General features: G+C 73.5%; 15 protein-coding genes. 8 read left to right on the top strand and 7 right to left on the bottom strand.

All coding sequences use genetic code 11. The features are described 5' to 3' along the window. Positions 1-10: 10 nt before the first annotated feature. The 6 genes from CWOE_RS01190 to CWOE_RS01165 all read right to left on the bottom strand — a co-directional run bounded on the left by CWOE_RS01190 (position 11) and on the right by CWOE_RS01165 (position 8,495). Complete coding sequence (locus tag CWOE_RS01190) at positions 11-1,345, bottom strand: ABC transporter substrate-binding protein (protein WP_012931726.1); 1,335 nt, start codon at positions 1,343-1,345, stop codon at positions 11-13. A gap of 220 nt (positions 1,346-1,565) precedes the next feature. Further along, complete coding sequence (locus CWOE_RS01185) at positions 1,566-2,744, bottom strand: hypothetical protein (protein ID WP_041730012.1); 1,179 nt, start codon at positions 2,742-2,744, stop codon at positions 1,566-1,568. 84 nt (positions 2,745-2,828) lie between these two features. Further along, on the bottom strand, positions 2,829-4,352 hold the full coding sequence (locus CWOE_RS01180) for a carboxyl transferase domain-containing protein (protein WP_012931724.1): 1,524 nt from the start codon (positions 4,350-4,352) through the stop codon (positions 2,829-2,831). After that, positions 4,349-6,424, bottom strand: coding sequence for an acetyl/propionyl/methylcrotonyl-CoA carboxylase subunit alpha (locus CWOE_RS01175; RefSeq protein WP_012931723.1), 2,076 nt, complete (start codon positions 6,422-6,424; stop codon positions 4,349-4,351). The genes CWOE_RS01180 and CWOE_RS01175 overlap by 4 nt, the downstream gene beginning before the upstream one ends. Next, positions 6,415-7,347 (bottom strand): hydroxymethylglutaryl-CoA lyase, encoded by a 933-nt coding sequence (locus CWOE_RS01170; protein ID WP_012931722.1) that lies wholly within the window; start codon positions 7,345-7,347, stop codon positions 6,415-6,417. The genes CWOE_RS01175 and CWOE_RS01170 overlap by 10 nt, the downstream gene beginning before the upstream one ends. Beyond that, positions 7,347-8,495: an acyl-CoA dehydrogenase family protein gene (locus CWOE_RS01165; protein ID WP_012931721.1), complete on the bottom strand. Its 1,149-nt coding sequence runs from the start codon at positions 8,493-8,495 to the stop codon at positions 7,347-7,349. The genes CWOE_RS01170 and CWOE_RS01165 overlap by 1 nt, the downstream gene beginning before the upstream one ends. A gap of 70 nt (positions 8,496-8,565) precedes the next feature. On the opposite strand from CWOE_RS01165, the gene CWOE_RS01160 reads away from it, so the two are divergent. After that, positions 8,566-9,168, top strand: a complete 603-nt coding sequence (locus tag CWOE_RS01160) for a TetR/AcrR family transcriptional regulator (RefSeq protein WP_012931720.1) — start codon at positions 8,566-8,568, stop codon at positions 9,166-9,168. Positions 9,169-9,195: 27 nt separating this feature from the next. Here the strand turns inward: CWOE_RS01160 and CWOE_RS01155 are convergent, their stop codons facing one another. Then, entirely contained in the window at positions 9,196-9,639 is a 444-nt protein-coding gene (locus CWOE_RS01155; protein ID WP_012931719.1) for a YybH family protein, read from the bottom strand. Positions 9,640-9,734: 95 nt separating this feature from the next. Between CWOE_RS01155 and CWOE_RS01150 the strand changes: the two genes are divergently transcribed. From CWOE_RS01150 to CWOE_RS01120, 7 genes are all read left to right on the top strand, one after another. Further along, a complete protein-coding gene (locus CWOE_RS01150) occupies positions 9,735-10,559 on the top strand; it encodes a helix-turn-helix domain-containing protein (RefSeq protein WP_012931718.1) in 825 nt (274 codons plus the stop codon). Between the two features lie 56 nt (positions 10,560-10,615). Beyond that, on the top strand, positions 10,616-11,296 hold the full coding sequence (locus tag CWOE_RS01145) for a response regulator transcription factor (RefSeq protein ID WP_041730011.1): 681 nt from the start codon (positions 10,616-10,618) through the stop codon (positions 11,294-11,296). After that, complete coding sequence (locus tag CWOE_RS01140) at positions 11,293-12,741, top strand: sensor histidine kinase (RefSeq protein ID WP_012931716.1); 1,449 nt, start codon at positions 11,293-11,295, stop codon at positions 12,739-12,741. Before CWOE_RS01145 ends, CWOE_RS01140 begins: the two co-directional genes overlap by 4 nt. Positions 12,742-12,811: 70 nt before the next feature. Further along, a complete protein-coding gene (locus CWOE_RS33755) occupies positions 12,812-13,333 on the top strand; it encodes a hypothetical protein (protein ID WP_012931715.1) in 522 nt (173 codons plus the stop codon). Continuing rightward, complete coding sequence (locus tag CWOE_RS33750) at positions 13,330-15,102, top strand: peptidoglycan-binding domain-containing protein (RefSeq protein ID WP_049793149.1); 1,773 nt, start codon at positions 13,330-13,332, stop codon at positions 15,100-15,102. Before CWOE_RS33755 ends, CWOE_RS33750 begins: the two co-directional genes overlap by 4 nt. Next, positions 15,099-15,755, top strand: a complete 657-nt coding sequence (locus tag CWOE_RS01125; protein ID WP_012931713.1) for an ABC transporter ATP-binding protein — start codon at positions 15,099-15,101, stop codon at positions 15,753-15,755. The genes CWOE_RS33750 and CWOE_RS01125 overlap by 4 nt, the downstream gene beginning before the upstream one ends. After that, the gene (locus CWOE_RS01120) at positions 15,752-17,020 is read left to right on the top strand and encodes an ABC transporter permease (protein WP_012931712.1); all 1,269 of its coding nucleotides are present in this window, start codon (positions 15,752-15,754) and stop codon (positions 17,018-17,020) included. The genes CWOE_RS01125 and CWOE_RS01120 overlap by 4 nt, the downstream gene beginning before the upstream one ends. Position 17,021: the final 1 nt, after the last annotated feature.

Raw genomic sequence — 17,021 nt, 5'->3', positions numbered from 1 at the left:
GAGCCCTCGCCTACCAGCCCTCGAGCTTCGCGGCCTTGGCCGCCTGCTCGATCTGCTTCTGCGTCTGCTCGGCCATCTCCTGCGGCGTCGTCTCGTCGATCATCAGCTTGTTGATGAGCGCCGCGACGCCGGCCACGCCGGGGACGTCGGCCGCGTAGGCGATGTTCGCCGGGCCTCTGTCGTAGGCGGCCTTGACCTCTCTCTGCAGCGCAGAGATCCCACTCGGCTCGGGCGTGCCCTCGATGATCGGGAAGGTTCTCGAGGCCTCGATGTATCTGCCGTAGCCTCTGCCCGTCGCGTAGCGGACGAAGTCGAGCGCCGCCGCCTCACGGTCGCCGTCACCGGTTCTCGGCAGGTAGTAGCTGCCGATCGGACCGGGGATGTACGTCGCCGCGGCGGACTCACCGCCGAGTACGAGGAAGCCGATCGCTCTGTCGACTCTCGCGGCGTCGCCGCCGGCCGCCGCCACGATCGCCGGGATCATGTCGGAGTGCAGCGCGACCATCGCCGCTCTGCCCTCGACGAGCGCTCTGACGCTGTTCTCGACCGTCGCGGTGACGAGGTCTCTGTTGAAGCAGCCGTCGTCCTTGAGCTGTCTGTACGTCTCCATCGCTCTCACGAACGGCGAGCCGTCGTCGTCGAGCGCGGCTCTGTTGGAGCGCAGCTCCTGGCCCCAGGCGTTGTCCTGGTTGGCGTCGCCCATCAGCAGCGACGGCAGCACCTGCGGCGGCCACACCGAGCCGCCGGACTCGGCGATCGGCGTGACGCCGGGCGCTCTGGCCTTGATGTCGGTGCACGCCTGCGCCAGCTCCTGCGCGTTGCCGGGCGGCGTCGCGATGCCCGCTCTGGCGAAGACGTCCTTGTTGTAGAACATCCCGAAGACCTGCGGGAAGCCGATGATCGCGCCGTAGGTCGTGCCGTCGACGGTCGCGGCGCTTCTGTAGAGGTCGCCGGACTTCGCGATGTACTCCTCGCCGGAGAGATCGCGCAGCGTGTTTCTCGGGTTCAGCGCGAGCAGGTTCGTGACGGTCGGGTGGTACTCGAGCACGTCGGGGCGGGCGCCGGACGCCCACTTCGTCAGCGTCGTGTCCTCGAAGCCCGCGGACGGGATCGCGACCAGCTCGACCTCGTTGCCGGTGTCGGCCTCGAAGTCCTTGTAGAGCTGTCTCAGCGCGGGCGGATCGGCACTGTTGTGCCAGACCGTGATCTTCGCCCCGCCTCTGCCGCCACCTGTCGTGGTCGAGGCGCTCTCAGATGAATCGTCACTACTTCCGCAGGCCGTCACCGTGAACGCGGCAGCGACCAGCAGCACGGTCGCGACGACCGCGCGCAGCATCCAGCGCATGCTCTCCTCCGTCTCTCTCTCCTGATGAGCGACTCGACCGCGCGACCTGTGCGATTTGTGGTCGAGTTAGAGAGAGTCAACAGCGAAACGATCAGGAAGTCAAGGGCAAAACGGCCGAAATCGCGCCGATATGACCACTTCCCCGCCTAGTCACGGTGAAGTTTTGATGATCGAGTCTCAGCTTTTGCTGTGCGCTTGGCGGGAGGGGCGAAACCGAGCCTCAGGGGCGGTGGAGAATCCCGCGCTCAACCAACTGCGGCAGCTCGTCGACCCACTCGACCGTCCCGCCGGGCGGCCGGTCCGGGTCCGGCATGTAGTCGATCGCCGACCAGCGGAACCGCTCGCCGGTCCGCACCTGGCCGCGCACCCTGCGAGCCGGCACGACGACGCGCAGCACGCGGCCGCGCACCGACGCGCGCACCGCGAACATGCGCTGCACGCCGTCATGGTCCTCCAAGACGCCTGCCGCCCGGCCGCCGTCGAGACGCAAGCTCCAGCTCGCGGCGCGCAGGTCGTCCCGACCCGACGGCTGCGTGAGGATGAATCGCACGTCGATCCTGTCCGCCACATCGCCGCGGAAGCGGACCGTCCAGCACATCCGGCCGCCCCACGTGCGCAAGCGCACGGCGACCATGTCGGCGCGCGCCGCGCGTGGGCCGCGCACGCGCTCGGAGTGCTCGTCGAACCGGCGCACGTTCGACGACGAATCGGCGCGTCCGCTCACGCCGCCGCGGCCGCCCGCACCACAGCTCGGCGACGTGCGCGAGAGCGGGCGGGGGACGGAGGCCAACTCCCGCACCATGCGCGCGTGGGCGCGCAGCCGCCTGCGCGTCTCGGCGGTCTGCGCGCGCCGCTCTCGCGCGAACGCGGCGAGCGTGCCGGGCACCGAGCCGTTGGAGAGGTCGAGCTGCAGCAGCCCGGCGAGCGACGCCAGCCGCCAGACGCCCTCCTCGCGCACGACGAACAGGTCGACGACGCGCTCGCTGCCGAGCACGTCCCGCGCGGGCGTGAAGCGTTGCACCACCCGCGAACGCAACCGCACCATGTCGCCGCTCGTCTCGACCACGCGGGCCGGCCCGATCTCCGTCGCGACCCAGCCGCCGCGATCCGGGAATATGCCGACGCCGAAGCCGACGCCCGCGACGACGTAGGCGTTGCACAGCCGCGTCACGTCCGTCGGCTCCCACGGCTCGGCCACGACCGGGTCGTGGGACAACAGCTCCACTACGGCGACGTGCTCGCGCAGGTCGCGCGTCATCAGCTCGCACGGTCTCGCGTCGAGCGCGAGCGCGTTGACGGCCGCTGTGACGGCTGCCGGAACGGTCTCCGGCGCGAGCGCCGGCACGGGCTCCTCCGCCTGGGCCGGCGCCGCGAGGCCGGAGGGGACCGCGCATGCCACGATGACAAGGAAAGCGGAGAGATGACGCATGGAACGAAGGTACCCGCGACCGTCCTGGCACACGCGCGCTCGTGCCGCCGGGCGCTACATGCGGAAGACGCCGTAGCCGACCGGCTCCAGCGGCGCGTTCGCGCAGGCGGCGAGCGCGGCGGCGAGCACGTTGCGGGTCTGGCGCGGATCGATCACGCCGTCGTCCCACAGGCGGGCGGTCGCGTAGATCGGGCGACCCTGGTGCTCGTACTGCTCGCGCAGCTGCGCGCCGACCTCCGGCTGGCCGACCTCGGTCATCACCGCGCCGGCCTGCTCTCCGCCCATCACCGAGATGCGCGCGTTCGGCCACATCCAGAGGAAGCGCGGCGAGTAGGCGCGGCCGCACATGCCGTAGTTGCCGGCACCGAACGAGCCGCCGGCGATCACCGTCAGCTTCGGCACGCGCGCACACGAGACCGCGGTGACGAGCTTCGCGCCGTCCTTCGCGATCCCACCAGCCTCGTAGTCGCGGCCGACCATGAAGCCGGCGACGTTCTGCACGAACAGCAGCGGGATGCCGCGGCGGTCGCACAGCTCGACGAAGTGCGCGCCCTTCAGCGACGACTCGCTGAACAGCACGCCGTTGTTGGCGACGATCCCGACGGGGTGGCCGTCGACGTGCGCGAAGGCGCAGACGAGCGTCGTGCCGTAGAGCGCCTTGAACTCGTGCAGCTCGCCGCCGTCGACGATCCGCCGCAACGCATCGCGCACGTCGTAGGGCGTGCGCGTGTCGAGCGGGACGACGTCGAGCAGGCCGTCAGGGTCCTCAGCGTGGGCGGGCGGGCGCGCTGCGATCCGCTCCCACGGGGGCGCCTGCGGCGCAGGCAGCGTCGCGACGGCGTCGCGGATCCGCTGCAGCGCGTCTGCGTCGTCCTCGGCGAGGTGGTCGACGACGCCGGAGGTGCGCGCGTGCACGTCGCCGCCGCCCAGCTCCTCGGCCGTGACCTCCTCGCCGGTCGCCGCCTTCACCAGCGGCGGGCCGCCGAGGAAGATCGTCCCCTGCTCGCGGACGATCACCGTCTCGTCGCTCATCGCGGGGACGTACGCGCCACCGGCGGTGCACGAGCCCATCACCGCGCTCAGCTGCGGGATGCCGCGCTTGGACATGTTCGCCTGGTTGAAGAAGATCCGGCCGAAGTGCTCGCGGTCGGGGAAGACCTCGTCCTGCATCGGCAGGAAGGCGCCGCCGGAGTCGACGAGGTAGATGCACGGCAGCCGGTTCTCGGCCGCGATCTCCTGTGCGCGCAGGTGCTTCTTGACCGTGATCGGGAAGTACGTTCCGCCCTTCACCGTCGCGTCGTTGGCGACGATCATGCAGTGGCGGCCGTGGACGATCCCGACGCCCGCGACGACGCCGGCGCCAGGGGCCGCGCCGTCGTACATCTCCTCGGCGGCGAGCGGCGCCAGCTCCAGGAACGGCGCGCCGGGGTCGCACAGCCGCTCGACCCGCTCGCGAGCGGGCAGCTTGCCGCGCGCGACGTGGCGCTCGGTCGCCTTCGCGCCGCCGCCCCCGCGCACCCGCTCCAGCCGTGCCTCGAGGTCGGCGATCAGCTCCAGATGTCCGTCGCGGAAGCTCATGCGGCGTCCTCCCCATGGACAGCGAGCAGGACCTCTCTCAACGCGACGCGGTCGCCGGCCTTCACCGTCAGGCCGTCGACGGTCCCGTCGTGCGGTGCCGTCACCGACAGCTCCATCTTCATCGACTCCATCACCACGAGCACGTCTCCTTCTCTGACCGCGTCGCCGTCGCTGACGTGCACGAGCAGGATCGTGCCCGGCATCGGCGCGGCGAGCGAGTCGCCGGCTGCGCTGAGGTCGGCGCCGCCGGCGCGCGCCGGCGCCAGTTCGAGCTGCTGCCCGGCGCGGCCGATCCACAGCCGCCCGTCACCGTCACCGGTCGCGATCGCGTAGCGGCGCGCGACGCCGTCCAGCTCGACCTCGACCGCGTGCTCGCCGCTGCGCGTCGCCCGGCCGCACCACGTCCGCTCGCCGACCGTCACCGTCTCGCCGCGCACGCACAGCTCGACCGCGTCGCCGCCGCCCGGGACGACGCGCCGCCGCCACGTGCCGGCGGCACCGTCGGACCGCCAGCCGAGCGGAACGCTCGTATGCGCCCCGAGCGCGTCGGCGTCAGCGAGCGCGAGCGTCAGTGCGGCGGCGGGCAGCAGGTCGTCGAGCGGCGCGAGTCCGGCGACGCGTCCGCTCGCGGCCGCGCCAGCCGCCGCCGGTCCGCTCGCGGCCGTGCCGGCCGCCGGCGAGGCGCCGCCCTCCTCCCCGCCCGCGAGCACCCGCTCCAACAGTCCGGTGTCCATCTGGCCCGCACGCACGTCCTCGCGCGCCAGCAGGCCGCGCGTGAACGCGGCATTGGTCGTGACGCCGAGCAGCTCCAGCTCGGCGAGCGCGCGGTCGAGCCGCGCGAGCGCGGTCGCGCGGTCCGGCCCGTGCGCGATCAGCTTCGCCAGCATCGGGTCGTAGTGGGTCTGGACCGCGACGCCGTCGGCGAGCGCGTCGTCGCTGCGCACGCCCGTCCCGGCCGGCGCACGCCAGCGGCGCACCACGCCGGTGGACGGCAGGAAGCCGGCGGCGGGATCCTCGGCGTAGAGGCGCGCCTCGACCGCGTGACCCCGCGGCCGCAGCTCGTCCTGCGTCAGCGCCAGCGGCTCGCCGGCGGCGACGCGCAACTGCTGCTCGACCAGGTCGACGCCGTAGACCAGCTCGGTGACGGGGTGCTCGACCTGGAGGCGCGTGTTCATCTCCAGGAAGAAGAACTCACCCGAGAGCACGTCGCCGCTGCCGCCCGGCACGATCAGCTCGACCGTGCCGGCGCCGGCGTAGCCGCACGCCTGCGCGAGCCGCACCGCGGCAGCGCCCATCTCGGCGCGCCAGTCGGGGTCGACGACGGGCGACGGCGCCTCCTCGACGACCTTCTGGTGGCGGCGTTGGAGCGAGCACTCGCGCTCGCCGAGGTGGACGACCGCGCCGTGCGCGTCGGCCAGCACCTGCACCTCGATGTGCCGCGGCCGCTCCAGGTAGCGCTCGACCAGCACGCGGTCGTCGCCGAACGCCGCCGCGGCCTCGCGCCGCGCGGCGTCGAGCGCGCCGCGCAGCTCCGTCGCCGCGCGCACGACCCGCATCCCCTTGCCGCCGCCGCCCGCGACCGCCTTCACGACGACGGGGAAGCCATGCTCGGCGGCGAACGCGTCGATCTGCTCGTACGTCAGGTCGGCGCCGTCGATCCCGGGCACGACCGGCACGCCCGCTTCGCGCGCGAGCTGCTTGGCGCGCGCCTTGTCGCCCATCAGCTCGATCGCCGGCGGCGGCGGGCCGATCCAGGTCAGGCCGGCATCGATCACGGCCTGCGCGAACGGCGCGCTCTCGGCGAGGAAGCCGTAGCCGGGGTGGACGGCGCGCGCGCCCGTCACGCGCGCGGCGTCGAGCAGCGCGGGGATCGAGAGGTAGGAGGAGCGCGCGTCGGCCGGGCCGATCCGCACCGCCGTGTCGGCCGCGAGGACGTGCGGCGCGCCGGCGTCGGCGTCGCTGTAGACCGCGACGGAGCCGAGCCCGAGACGCCGCAGCGTGCGCTCGATCCGCACCGCGATCTCACCGCGGTTGGCGATCAGGACGGGCGAGAGCGTGTCGATCAGCGCCATTCGACAGGCCCCGCCGTCAGCACGTGCGAGCCGAGCGGCCGGCCGAGCACGTCGCGCGCCGCGCGAGAGGCGCCGATCAGCGCCGCCAGGTCGATGCCGGTCTCGACGCCCATCTCGTGCAGCATCGAGACGAGGTCCTCGCTCGCGATGTTGCCGGTCGCTGGGTGGGTGGGACCTGATTGCGGGCAGCCGCCCAGCTCGCCGAAGCTCGACTCGAACGAGCGGCAGCCGGCGTCGAGCGCGGCGAGCACGTTCGCGAGGCCCTGGCCGCGCGTGTTGTGGAAGTGGGCGGTCAGCTCGACCTGCTCGCCCAGCTCGGCGGTCGCGCGCGCGAAGAAGGCGCGCACCTGCACCGGGTTGGCCATCCCGGTCGTGTCGCCGAAGCCGACCTCCTCGCAGCCGAGGTCGTGCAGCGCGCGGGCGATCTCCAGCGCGCGCTCGACCGGCACGCGGCCCTCGTAGGGACAGCCGAAGGCGGTCGAGATCGTGCCCTGGCAGCGCAGGCCCGCCGCGCGCGCCCGTTCGGCGACGCGGCCGATCCCGTCGAGCGACTCGGCGACGGAGCGATTGACGTTCGCGCGGTTGTGCGACTCCGAGGCGGACAGGAAGACGTTGACCTCGTCGAAGCGGTCACGCACCTCCAGCGCCGCGTCGAGCCCGCGCGCGTTCGGCACCAGGACGGAGACCGAGACGTGGTCGGGCACGTCGATCGCGCCCAGCAGCTCGACCGCGTCGGCGAGCTGCGGGATCACGTCGGCGCGGACGAACGAGGTGACCTCGAGGCGGCTGAGGCCGGTGCGCGCGAGCGCGTTCACGAGCGCGACCTTGTCAGCGGTCGCGATCGTCTCCGGCTCGTTCTGGAAGCCGTCGCGCGGCCCGACCTCGCGCACGTGCACGCGGGCGGGAAGGCCGACCGCGCCCATCAGGCGCCCAGCGCGCGGGCGATCACCATCTGCTGCACCTCGTCGGTGCCCTCGCCGATCGTGAGGATCTTCGCGTCGCGGTAGAAGCGACAGACCGGGTACTCCTCGATGTAGCCGTAGCCGCCGTGGATCTGGACCGCCTCCTCGCTCGCGCGGACGGCGAGCCGGCCGGTCTTCAGCTTCGCCTGCGCGGCGGTCAGCGAGAAGTCGCGGCCTCTGTCCTTCAGGAAGGCGGCGTTGTAGGTCAGCAGCCGCGCCGCGGCCAGCTCGGTCGCGACGTCGGCCAGCTTCCCCTGGATCGCCTGGAACTTCGAGATCGGCTGGCCGAACGCCTTGCGCTCCTTCGAGTATTTGACCGCCTCGTCGAGCGCGCCCTGCGCGAGGCCGACGCCCATCGCGGCGACGCCGATGCGACCGATGTCGAGCACGCGCAGGAACTGCTTGAAGCCGGCACCGCGCGGGCCGACGAGCTGGTCCTCCGGCACGCGGCAGTCGGTGAACGTCAGCGGGCGCGTGTCCGACGCGTTCCAGCCCATCTTGCGGTACGGCGTGCCCTGCTCGTAGCCGGGCGTCCCGTTCGGGACGAGGATGTTCGAGATCTCCTTGCGGCCGCGGTCGTCGGTGCCGGTGACGGCGGTGATCACGACGCAGCCGGAGATGTCCGTGCCGGCGTTGGTGATGAACTGCTTGGCGCCGTTGACGACCCACTCGCCGTTGTCGAGCGTCGCGCGGGTCTGGACGTTGCCGGCGTCGGAGCCGGCCTCGGGCTCGGTCAGGCCGAAGGCGCCGAGCCGCTCGCCGGCGGTCAGTCTCGGGAGCCAGTCGCGCTTCTGCTCCTCGGAGCCGAACAGGTAGATCGGCTGCGTGCCGAGCGACGTGTGGGCGCAGAGCGTGATCGCGACGGAGGAGTCGATCCGCGCCAGCTCCTCGACCGCGATCGCATACGCGAGCGTGTCGGCGCCGGCGCCGCCGACCTCCTCGGGGAACGGGATCCCCATCAGGTTCAGCTCGCCGAGGCGCCGCACGATGTCGTACGGGAACGCCTTCGTGCGGTCCAGCTCCTCCGCCACGGGCGCGATCTCCTGCTCGGCGAAGTCGCGCACCGTGCTCCGCAGCAGCCGGTGGTCGTCGGAGAGGTCGAAGTCCATGCGCCGACGATACCGAATGCTCGCTCGGATTTCGAGCGGTGGCTCGGTGTCTGTATCGTGACCGGCTCCGATGGCAGCCCCTCCGACACGTCCCGCCCTGCGGCGGCGCTACGACGCGAAGCGCGACGGGGTCGTGGAGACGGCGGCCGAGCTGTTCGCCGGTCGCGGGTACCACGCGACGCGGATGCAGGACGTGACCGCGGCGACCGGGCTCACGGCCGGCGGGCTCTACCACTACTTCGGCAGCAAGGAGCAGCTGCTGATCGCGATCTGCGACGCGCTGATGGAACCGCTGCTGAGCAAGGTCGAGGCGCTCGGGATCGACGAGCTGGAGGCCCAGCTGGCGCTGCGGGCGCTCGTCGCCGCCTGGGTCGCGCACGTCGCCGCGCACCGCCAGCACATGATCGTCTTCCTGCAGGAGCGGCACGTGATCGAGCGCGAGCCGCAGTGGAGACACGTCGCCGCGAGCCGCAAGCGCTTCGAGCGGCTGCTGGAGCGGACGCTGGAGCGGGTCGAGCGCGAGGGCGGCGTCGCGTTCGCCGACCGCCGCCTCACCACGTTCGCGCTGCTCGGCATGGTCAACCACCTGCCGCAGTGGTACCGCCCCCGCGGCCGCCTGTCGGTCGAGCAGATCGCCGACGGCTTCTGCGACATGGTGCTGCCCGCCGCCTGACCGGCGGCCGACGTCACGCCGGCTGGGTCACGCCGGCTGGCCGATGAGGGTGTTCTGGCGAGCCGCGATCCACCACCGCCCGTCGCGACGGACGAAGACGTAGAGCGCGACCATCTCCGGCGGCTTCCCGGCCGACTCGTCCTCCGCGGTGGACCAGGCGAGCTTGCGGACGAGGGCGACGTCCTCCTCGACGAACGTGATCGAGGAGACCGTGTAGTGCGCCGTGGCGTCCTTGAGAAAGGGGGAGGCGACGCCCTGCCGGTTGGCCTCGTCGATCGCCTCCCGGCCGTCGATCGTCTGCCCGAAGGCGGCCACGACCTTCGCATCTCCGGCGAAGTGCCTGCTCAGCAAATCGGCGTCGTTCGTGTTGAACCCGGTCTCGACGTCGGCGATGACGGCGCGGATCGCGTCCTCGTCCTGCGTCCCGGCGCGCGATTGGCGAGCTGCTGTGGGTGCATCCGTGATTTCCATGCCTGGAACCCAATCAGTTCAAGTGCGCTTGAAGTCAAGCGGACTTACCTCCCAGGTAAGCGACGAGCCGCGTCGGCAGCGCTATCGTCGGCCGCATGGCGACGATCGAGATCCCTCACGGCACCCGCTCCGGCGTCGGCCCGCTGCTGCGCGGTTGGCGGCAGCGGCGCCGGCTGAGCCAGCTCGACCTCGCGCTCGAGGCCGGCGTCTCCGCGCGCCACCTGAGCTTCGTCGAGACCGGCCGCTCGAAGCCCAGCTCCGAGATGGTCCTCCACCTCGCCGAGCAGCTCGACGTGCCGCTGCGCGAGCGCAACCAGCTGCTGCTCGCCGCCGGCTACGCCCCCGTCTTCGGCGAGCGCGAGCTGGACGCGCCCGAGATGGCGCCCGTGCATGACGCGATCCAGCGCGTGCTCGACGGTCACGACCCGTACCCGGCCGTCGTCGTCGACCGCACCTGGAACCTCGTCGCGGCCAACCACAGCCTCGCGCTGCTGACCGACGGCGTCAGCCCCGAGCTGCTGCGCCCGCCCGGCAACGCGATGCGGCTGTCGCTGCATCCCGACGGGCTCGCGCCGCGGATCGTCAACCTCGGCGAGTGGCGCGACCACCTGCTCGCGCGGCTCGCCCGCCAGGTCGCGGCGACCGGCGACGCGAAGCTGAGCGCGCTGCTGGAGGAGGTCGCCGCCTACCCGGCGCCCGACGGCGTGCCCGAGCCGCCCGCGACCGCCGCCGGCCACGACCTCGCCGAGCAGATCGCCGTCCCGCTGCGGCTGCGGCACGGCGACGGCGAGCTGCGCTTCATCTCGATCGTGGCGACGTTCGGGACCGCGGTCGACATCACCGTCGCGGAGCTGTCGATCGAGTCGTTCTTCCCGGCCGACGAGGCGACGGCGGAGGCCGTCCGCGCGCACGCCGGCTGAGGCCGGACCCGGCGGCGCTCAGCAACCCTTCATGTTTCCGGCTTAGCCTGGCCGTCGTGAAGGTCATGGTCGTCGACGACGAGCCGGCGATGCGCGAGGCGCTTGAGCTTGCGCTGCGGCTGGACGGGTTCGAGGTCGAGCTGGCCAGCGACGGCCGCGACGCGATCCGCCGGCTGCCGGGCGCACGCCCCGACGTCGTCCTGCTCGACGTGCTGATGCCCGAGCTGGACGGGATCGAGGTCTGCCGCCGGATGCGCGACGCGGGCGACCGCACGCCGGTGCTGATGCTGACCGCGCGCGACGAGGTCGACGACCGCGTCGCGGGCCTGGAAGCCGGCGCCGACGACTACCTCTCCAAGCCGTTCGCGCTGCCGGAGCTGCTCGCGCGCCTGCACGCGCTGCTGCGCCGCACCGGCTGGGCGGCCGACGCCGAGCTGCTGCGCTTCGAGGACCTCGAGCTCGACCCGGCCGCGTGCGAGGCGAAGCGCGGCGGGCAGACGCTGGAGCTGACGCGGACGGAGTTCCTGCTGCTGGAGCTGTTCCTGCGCAACCCACGGCAGGTGCTGACGCGCGCGGTGATCGTCGAGCGCGTCTGGGGCTACGACTTCGGCCCGACGTCGAACTCGATCGAGGTCTACGTCGGCTACCTGCGGCGCAAGACGGAGGCCGCGGGCGCGTCGCGCCTGCTGCACACGGTGCGCGGCGTCGGCTACGTGCTGCGGCAGGCGACGACATGAGCTTCCGGCGGCGTGTCGTCCTGCTCGTCGCCGCCGCCGTCGCGACGGCGATCCTCGGCGCCTCCGCGCTCGTCTACGTCGTGATGCGCAGCGAGCTGTACGCGCAGCTCGACGAGCGGCTGCGAGCGCAGGCGCCGCAGGCGTTCTTCCTCCCGACCAGCACCGAGCGGGCGCTCGGCGTCCAGCCGCCCAGAGGGGAGAGACGCCTGAAGGTGCTGATGCGCGCGCCGAGCGACACGATCACGTTCCCGCTGCCGCTCAGCGAACTGTCGCTGTACGAGAGAGCGCGGAAGACGAGAGGGCGGATCGTCGTGCCCGGGCCGCTCGGCGCCTCGACCGCCGTCGCGCAGCTCGTGAACGTGAACGGCGCCGTGCTCGGCGACGACATCGGCGGGCCGACGCTGCCGACGAGCGACCGCACCTTCGCGGTCGCGGCGAGACAGGCCGACGCGTTCTTCTCCGACGCCGAGGTCGACGGCGTCGACGTGCGGATGCTGACGGTCGCCGGGCCGGACGGCTCGGCGCTGACCGTCGCCGAGCCGCGCGAGGACGTCGACAGCGCGCTGCGGCGGCTGCTGGCGATCCTGATCGGCGTCAGCGGCACCGGCGTCGCCGCGGCCGCCGGGCTCGGCGTGCTCGTCTCGCGGCGCGCGCTCGTGCCGGTCGTGCACCTGACCGACGCGACCGAGCACGTCGCCGCGACGCAGGACCTGAGCCGGCGGATCGACGTCCACGGCGGCGACGAGCTGGCGCGGATGGCGACGAGCTTCAACACGATGCTCGCCGCGCTCGACGGCGCACGGGCGGCGCAGCGGCAGCTCGTCTCCGACGCATCGCACGAGCTGCGCACGCCGCTGACCGCGGTGCGGACGTCGATCGAGGCGCTCGCGGGCGCGCCCGACCTGCCGGCGGCGGAGCGCGCCAGAGTGCTCGACGCCGCGCGCGTGCAACTGGAGGACCTGAGCGTGCTCGTCGGCGACCTCGTCGACCTGGCGCGGCCGGCGGCGCCGGCCGAGGAGGTCGAGGACGTGCGGCTCGACCTGCTCGTCGGCGAGGCGGTCGAGCGCGCGCGGCGCCACGCGCCGGACGCGACCTTCCGGCTCGACGCGAGCGAGTCGCTCGTGCGCGCGGCGCCGGGACGGCTCCACCGCGCCGTCGGCAACCTGCTCGACAACGCCGTCAAGCACGGCGGCGCCGACGGCTCGGTGGACGTGTGCGTCCGTGGCGGCGAGGTGCGCGTGCGCGACCACGGGCCCGGCATCGCGCCGGAGGACCTGCCGCACGTCTTCGACCGCTTCTACCGCGCGCGCCGCGCGCGCGGTCTGCCGGGCGCGGGCCTCGGCCTCGCGATCGTGCGGCAGGTCGCCGAGGCGCACGGCGGCAGCGTGCGCGCCGAGTCGCCGGACGACGGCGGCGCACGGCTGGTCCTCTCACTTCCCTCCTAGGTCGCTCTCACCGGACGTTCACGGACGGCTGGCTCGATGAAGCCAGACCATCCGATCGGGGAGGACCCCAGTGCCAGGAATCACACGCCCGCTGCTCGCATTGCTCGCGGCGGCATTCACCGTTCTCACGCTCGCCGCCTGCGGCGGCGACGACAAGTCGGACGGGTCCGGCTCGGGCTCGAGCGAGCAGGAGAAGGCGCTCGCGTTCCAGGACTGCCTGCGCGACAGAGGGCTCAACGCGACGATCGACGACAGAGGCCGGATGATGATGAGAGCGGATGCCGTCAGATCCGGCGACGCCGGCGACGCTGCGGCGCCCTCGATGGACGGGATGCCGGAGGCGATGGAGGAATGCCGCAAGAGCACCGGCTGGGAGCCGCCCGCCCCGAGCGAGCAGGAGAGAGCCGAGATGCAGGACAGAACGCTCAGATTCGCGCAGTGCATGCGCGCCGAGGGCGTCGACGTGCCCGACCCGACCGGGGACGGGCGGATGACGATGAGAATCGACGGCAACAGAGAGGCGTTCGAGCGCGCAGCCAAGAAATGCGGCGGGGGGATCACGCCGATGGCTCCCACGTCCCCGGCGAAGTGACTCGCAGACGCGCAGCAGTCGGGATCGCGCTGCCGCTGGCGGCGCTCGCGGCGGTCGCCGCCGTCGTGATCGCCAGCAGCGGCGGCAGCGGCGCGAGCGGCGGCTCCGCCTCGGCCAGCACGACGCCGATGGGAACTGCGCGGGTCGAGCGGCGCACGCTCGTCGAGCAGAAGGCGCTCGACGGCACGCTCGGCTACGACGACCCGCAGCCGGCGGTCGACCGGCTCGGCGGAACGCTGACGTGGCTGCCGAGAACCGGGGCGACGATCCGCCCCGGCCAGCGGCTGTTCTCCGTCGACGGCGAGCCGGTCGTCCTGATGGACGGAACCGTGCCGGCGTGGCGGACGCTGAAGGAGGGGATCGACGACGGTGAGGACGTCCGTCAGCTGGAACAGAACCTCGCCGCGCTCGGCTACGACCCGGGCACGGTCGACGACGACTTCACCTCCAGCACCGCCGACGCGGTCGAGCGCTGGCAGGACGCATGGGACCTGAAGGAGACCGGCGAGGTCGAGCTCGGCCGGATCGTCTTCCTGCCGGGGGCCCGGCGGATCGCCGAGGTGAAGGGCTCGCTCGGCGGGACCGGCGGCAGCAGCGGAGGCGGTGGCGACAGCGTCGCCTGGGACGGCGGCAGCGCGGCGGGCGGGCTGCGGACGATGGCGGTCTCCGACATGTCGAGCGGAGGCGCCCCGGTCGCGGCGGCGACCGGGACGTCCACGACCCCCGCTCCGGGCGCAACGACGCCGGCCGACCCCGGCAACGGGACCGGCGGGACCGGCGGGACCGGCGGGACCGGCGGCGACGGCGGGGCCGGGACCGGTGGGGGGACCGATAGAGGCGAGACCGGCAGAGGCGGGACCGGCAGAGGCGGGACGGGTGGCGGCGGCAACGGCGGCACCGGGAACGGCGGCACTGGCAGAGGCGGGACGGGTGGCGGCGGCAACGGCGGCACCGGGAACGGCGGGACCGACGGCGGGACGGGCAGAGGCGGGAACGGCGGGAACGGCGGGACGGGCAGAGGCGGGAACGGCGGGAACGGAGGGACGGGCAGAGGCGGGAACGGCGGCACCGGAAACGGCGAGACCGGCAGAGGCGGCACCGGCGGCGCCGTCGGCACGACACCCGGCGGCACGACCGGCGGCGCAGGCGGCGGCGCGACGGGCGGCAGCCCGATGGACGGCGCGGCCGGCGGCGGGAGCGGGGCCGGCGGGACCGGCGGCGGGACTGACGGCGGCGCGGGCGACGGCGGGAGTGGCGACGGCGGCGGCGCCGGCGGCGGGAGCGAGGTGCTGTCGACGACCTCGACGCGGCGCGTCGTCACCGCCGACCTCGACGCGGCCGACCAAGCGCTTGCCAAGGTCGGCCGCAAAGCGACGGTCGTGCTGCCTGACGGGACCTCGATCGGCGGGCGCGTCACGGACGTCGGCGCGGTCGCGAGCGCCGGCGACGGCGACGGCGGCAGCGGCGGCGAGGAGGCGGAGGACCCGACGCTGCCGCTGACGATCGAGCTCGACTCCGCGAGACGTCTCGGGCAGCTCGACGAGGCGCCCGTCAGCGTCGAGCTGGCGGCGACGACGCGCAAGAACGTGCTGGCAGTGCCGGTCGCGGCGCTGATCGCCCGCCCGGGCGGCGGCTACGCGGTGCGGGTCGTGGGCGCGTCCGGCACGACGCGCGATGTGCCGGTCGAGCCCGGCATGTTCGCCGACGGCTGGGTCGAGCTGACCGGTGACTCGGTCAGAGCCGGCGAGCGCGTCGAGGTGCCGCGATGACGCCCGTGCTCGAGCTCGACCACGTGACGAAGACGTACCCGGGCGTGACCGCGCTCGACGACGTCTCGCTGCGGATCGACGCGGGCGAGCTGATCGCGATCGTCGGGCCGTCCGGTTCGGGCAAGTCGACGCTGCTGCAGATCATGGGCACGCTCGACCGCCCGACCGACGGCCGCGTGCTGATCGAGGGCCGCGACGCCGCCGAGTGCGACGACGGCGAGCTGGCGGCGCTGCGTGCGCGCCGGATCGGCTTCGTCTTCCAGCAGTTCTTCCTGCTGGACGGGGCGAGCGCGCTCGACAACGTCGCCGACGGCCTGCTCTACACCGGCACGCCGCGCGCTCAGCGACGCGAGCGCGCGGCCGACGCGCTCGAGCGCGTAGGCCTCGCCGCCCGCGCACACCACGCGCCGAACGCGCTCTCGGGCGGGGAGCGCCAGCGCGTCGGGATCGCACGCGCGATCGTCGCCAAGCCCGCAATCGTGCTCGCCGACGAGCCGACCGGCGCGCTCGACAGCGCGCGCGGCGCGGAGATCGTCGCACTGATGCGCGAGCTGAACGACGCCGGCACGACGCTCGCGATCATCACGCACGATCGCGAGCTGGCGGGTGGGCTCCCGCGCCAGGTCTCCGTGCGTGACGGGCGGCTGTCATGAGCGGCACGGCGGTCCGCCGCCCTCCGCGCCGCCCACCGCGGCTGCGCCCGCGGCGGTCACGGCGTGCGCACGACGCGGAGCGCCTGCCCGCGAGCCGGCTGCTGCCCGCCGACGTGATGCGGCTCGGCGCGCACGGCCTGCGCACACGACCGGCGCGGGCCGCGCTGTCGGCCCTCGGGATTGCGATCGGCGTCGCGGCGATGGTCGCGGTGCTCGGCGTCGGCGAGTCGAGCCGCACGCGCGTGCTCGACCAGCTCGCCAAGCTCGGCACGAACCTGCTCACCGTCCAGCCGGGGGAGAGCTTCTTCGGCGAGGAGGTGAAGCTGCCGGAGACCGCCGCGCGCTCGATCCGCGGCCTGCCGGGAGTCGAGGTCGCCGCCGCGGCGACGACGCTGTCGCAGACCGTGCGCAAGACCGATCGCGTACCCGAGGAGGAGAGCAACGGCATCGCGCTGACCGCGGCCGAGCCGGGGCTCCTGGAGGCGATCGGAGGCTCGCTCGCGAGCGGCCGCTTCCTCGACGCCGCGCTCGCGCGCTACGAGGCGATCGTGCTCGGCTCGCTGACCGCGAGACGGCTCGGCATCGAGCGCCCCGGCCCGCGCGTCTACGTCGGCGACCGCTGGTTCACCGTCGTCGGGATCATGAGACCGGTTCCGCTCGTCGGAGACCTCGACCGGGCCGCCTTCATCGGCTACCCGGTCGCCAAGCGCTTGTTCGGGGCTGACCGCAGCGCGTCGGCGATCTACGTCCGCACGAGAGAGGACGCCGTCATCGACACGCGTGCGCTGCTCGGGCCGACGGCGAACCCGCAGAGACCCGAGGAGGTGGCCGTCAGCCGCCCGTCCGACGCGCTCGCCGCGAAGGCCGCGACCGAGGACGCGCTGACCGCGCTGCTGCTCGGCCTCGGCGCCGTCGCGCTGCTCGTCGGCGGGATCGGCATCGCGAACGTGATGGTGATCGCCGTGCTGGAGCGCCGCCGCGAGATCGGCCTGCGGCGCGCGCTCGGCGCGACGCGGCGCCACGTCGCCGTCCAGTTCCTCTGCGAGGCGCTGCTGCTGTCGCTGCTCGGCGGAGCGCTCGGGGTGCTGCTCGGCGCGGCCGGCACCTTCGCGTACGCGACGAGTCAGGACGTGCGCACGGTGATCCCGGCGATCGCGATCGTCGGCGGCCTGCTGGCGTCGGTCGGGATGGGCGCGATCGCCGGCTTCTACCCGGCGCTGCGCGCGACGCGGCTGTCGCCGACCGAGGCGCTGCGCTCCACCTGAT

The sequence above is a fragment of the Conexibacter woesei DSM 14684 genome (assembly GCF_000025265.1).
GTDB classification, from domain to species: domain Bacteria; phylum Actinomycetota; class Thermoleophilia; order Solirubrobacterales; family Solirubrobacteraceae; genus Conexibacter; species Conexibacter woesei.
This window is presented reverse-complemented; position numbering and strand designations above follow the sequence as displayed.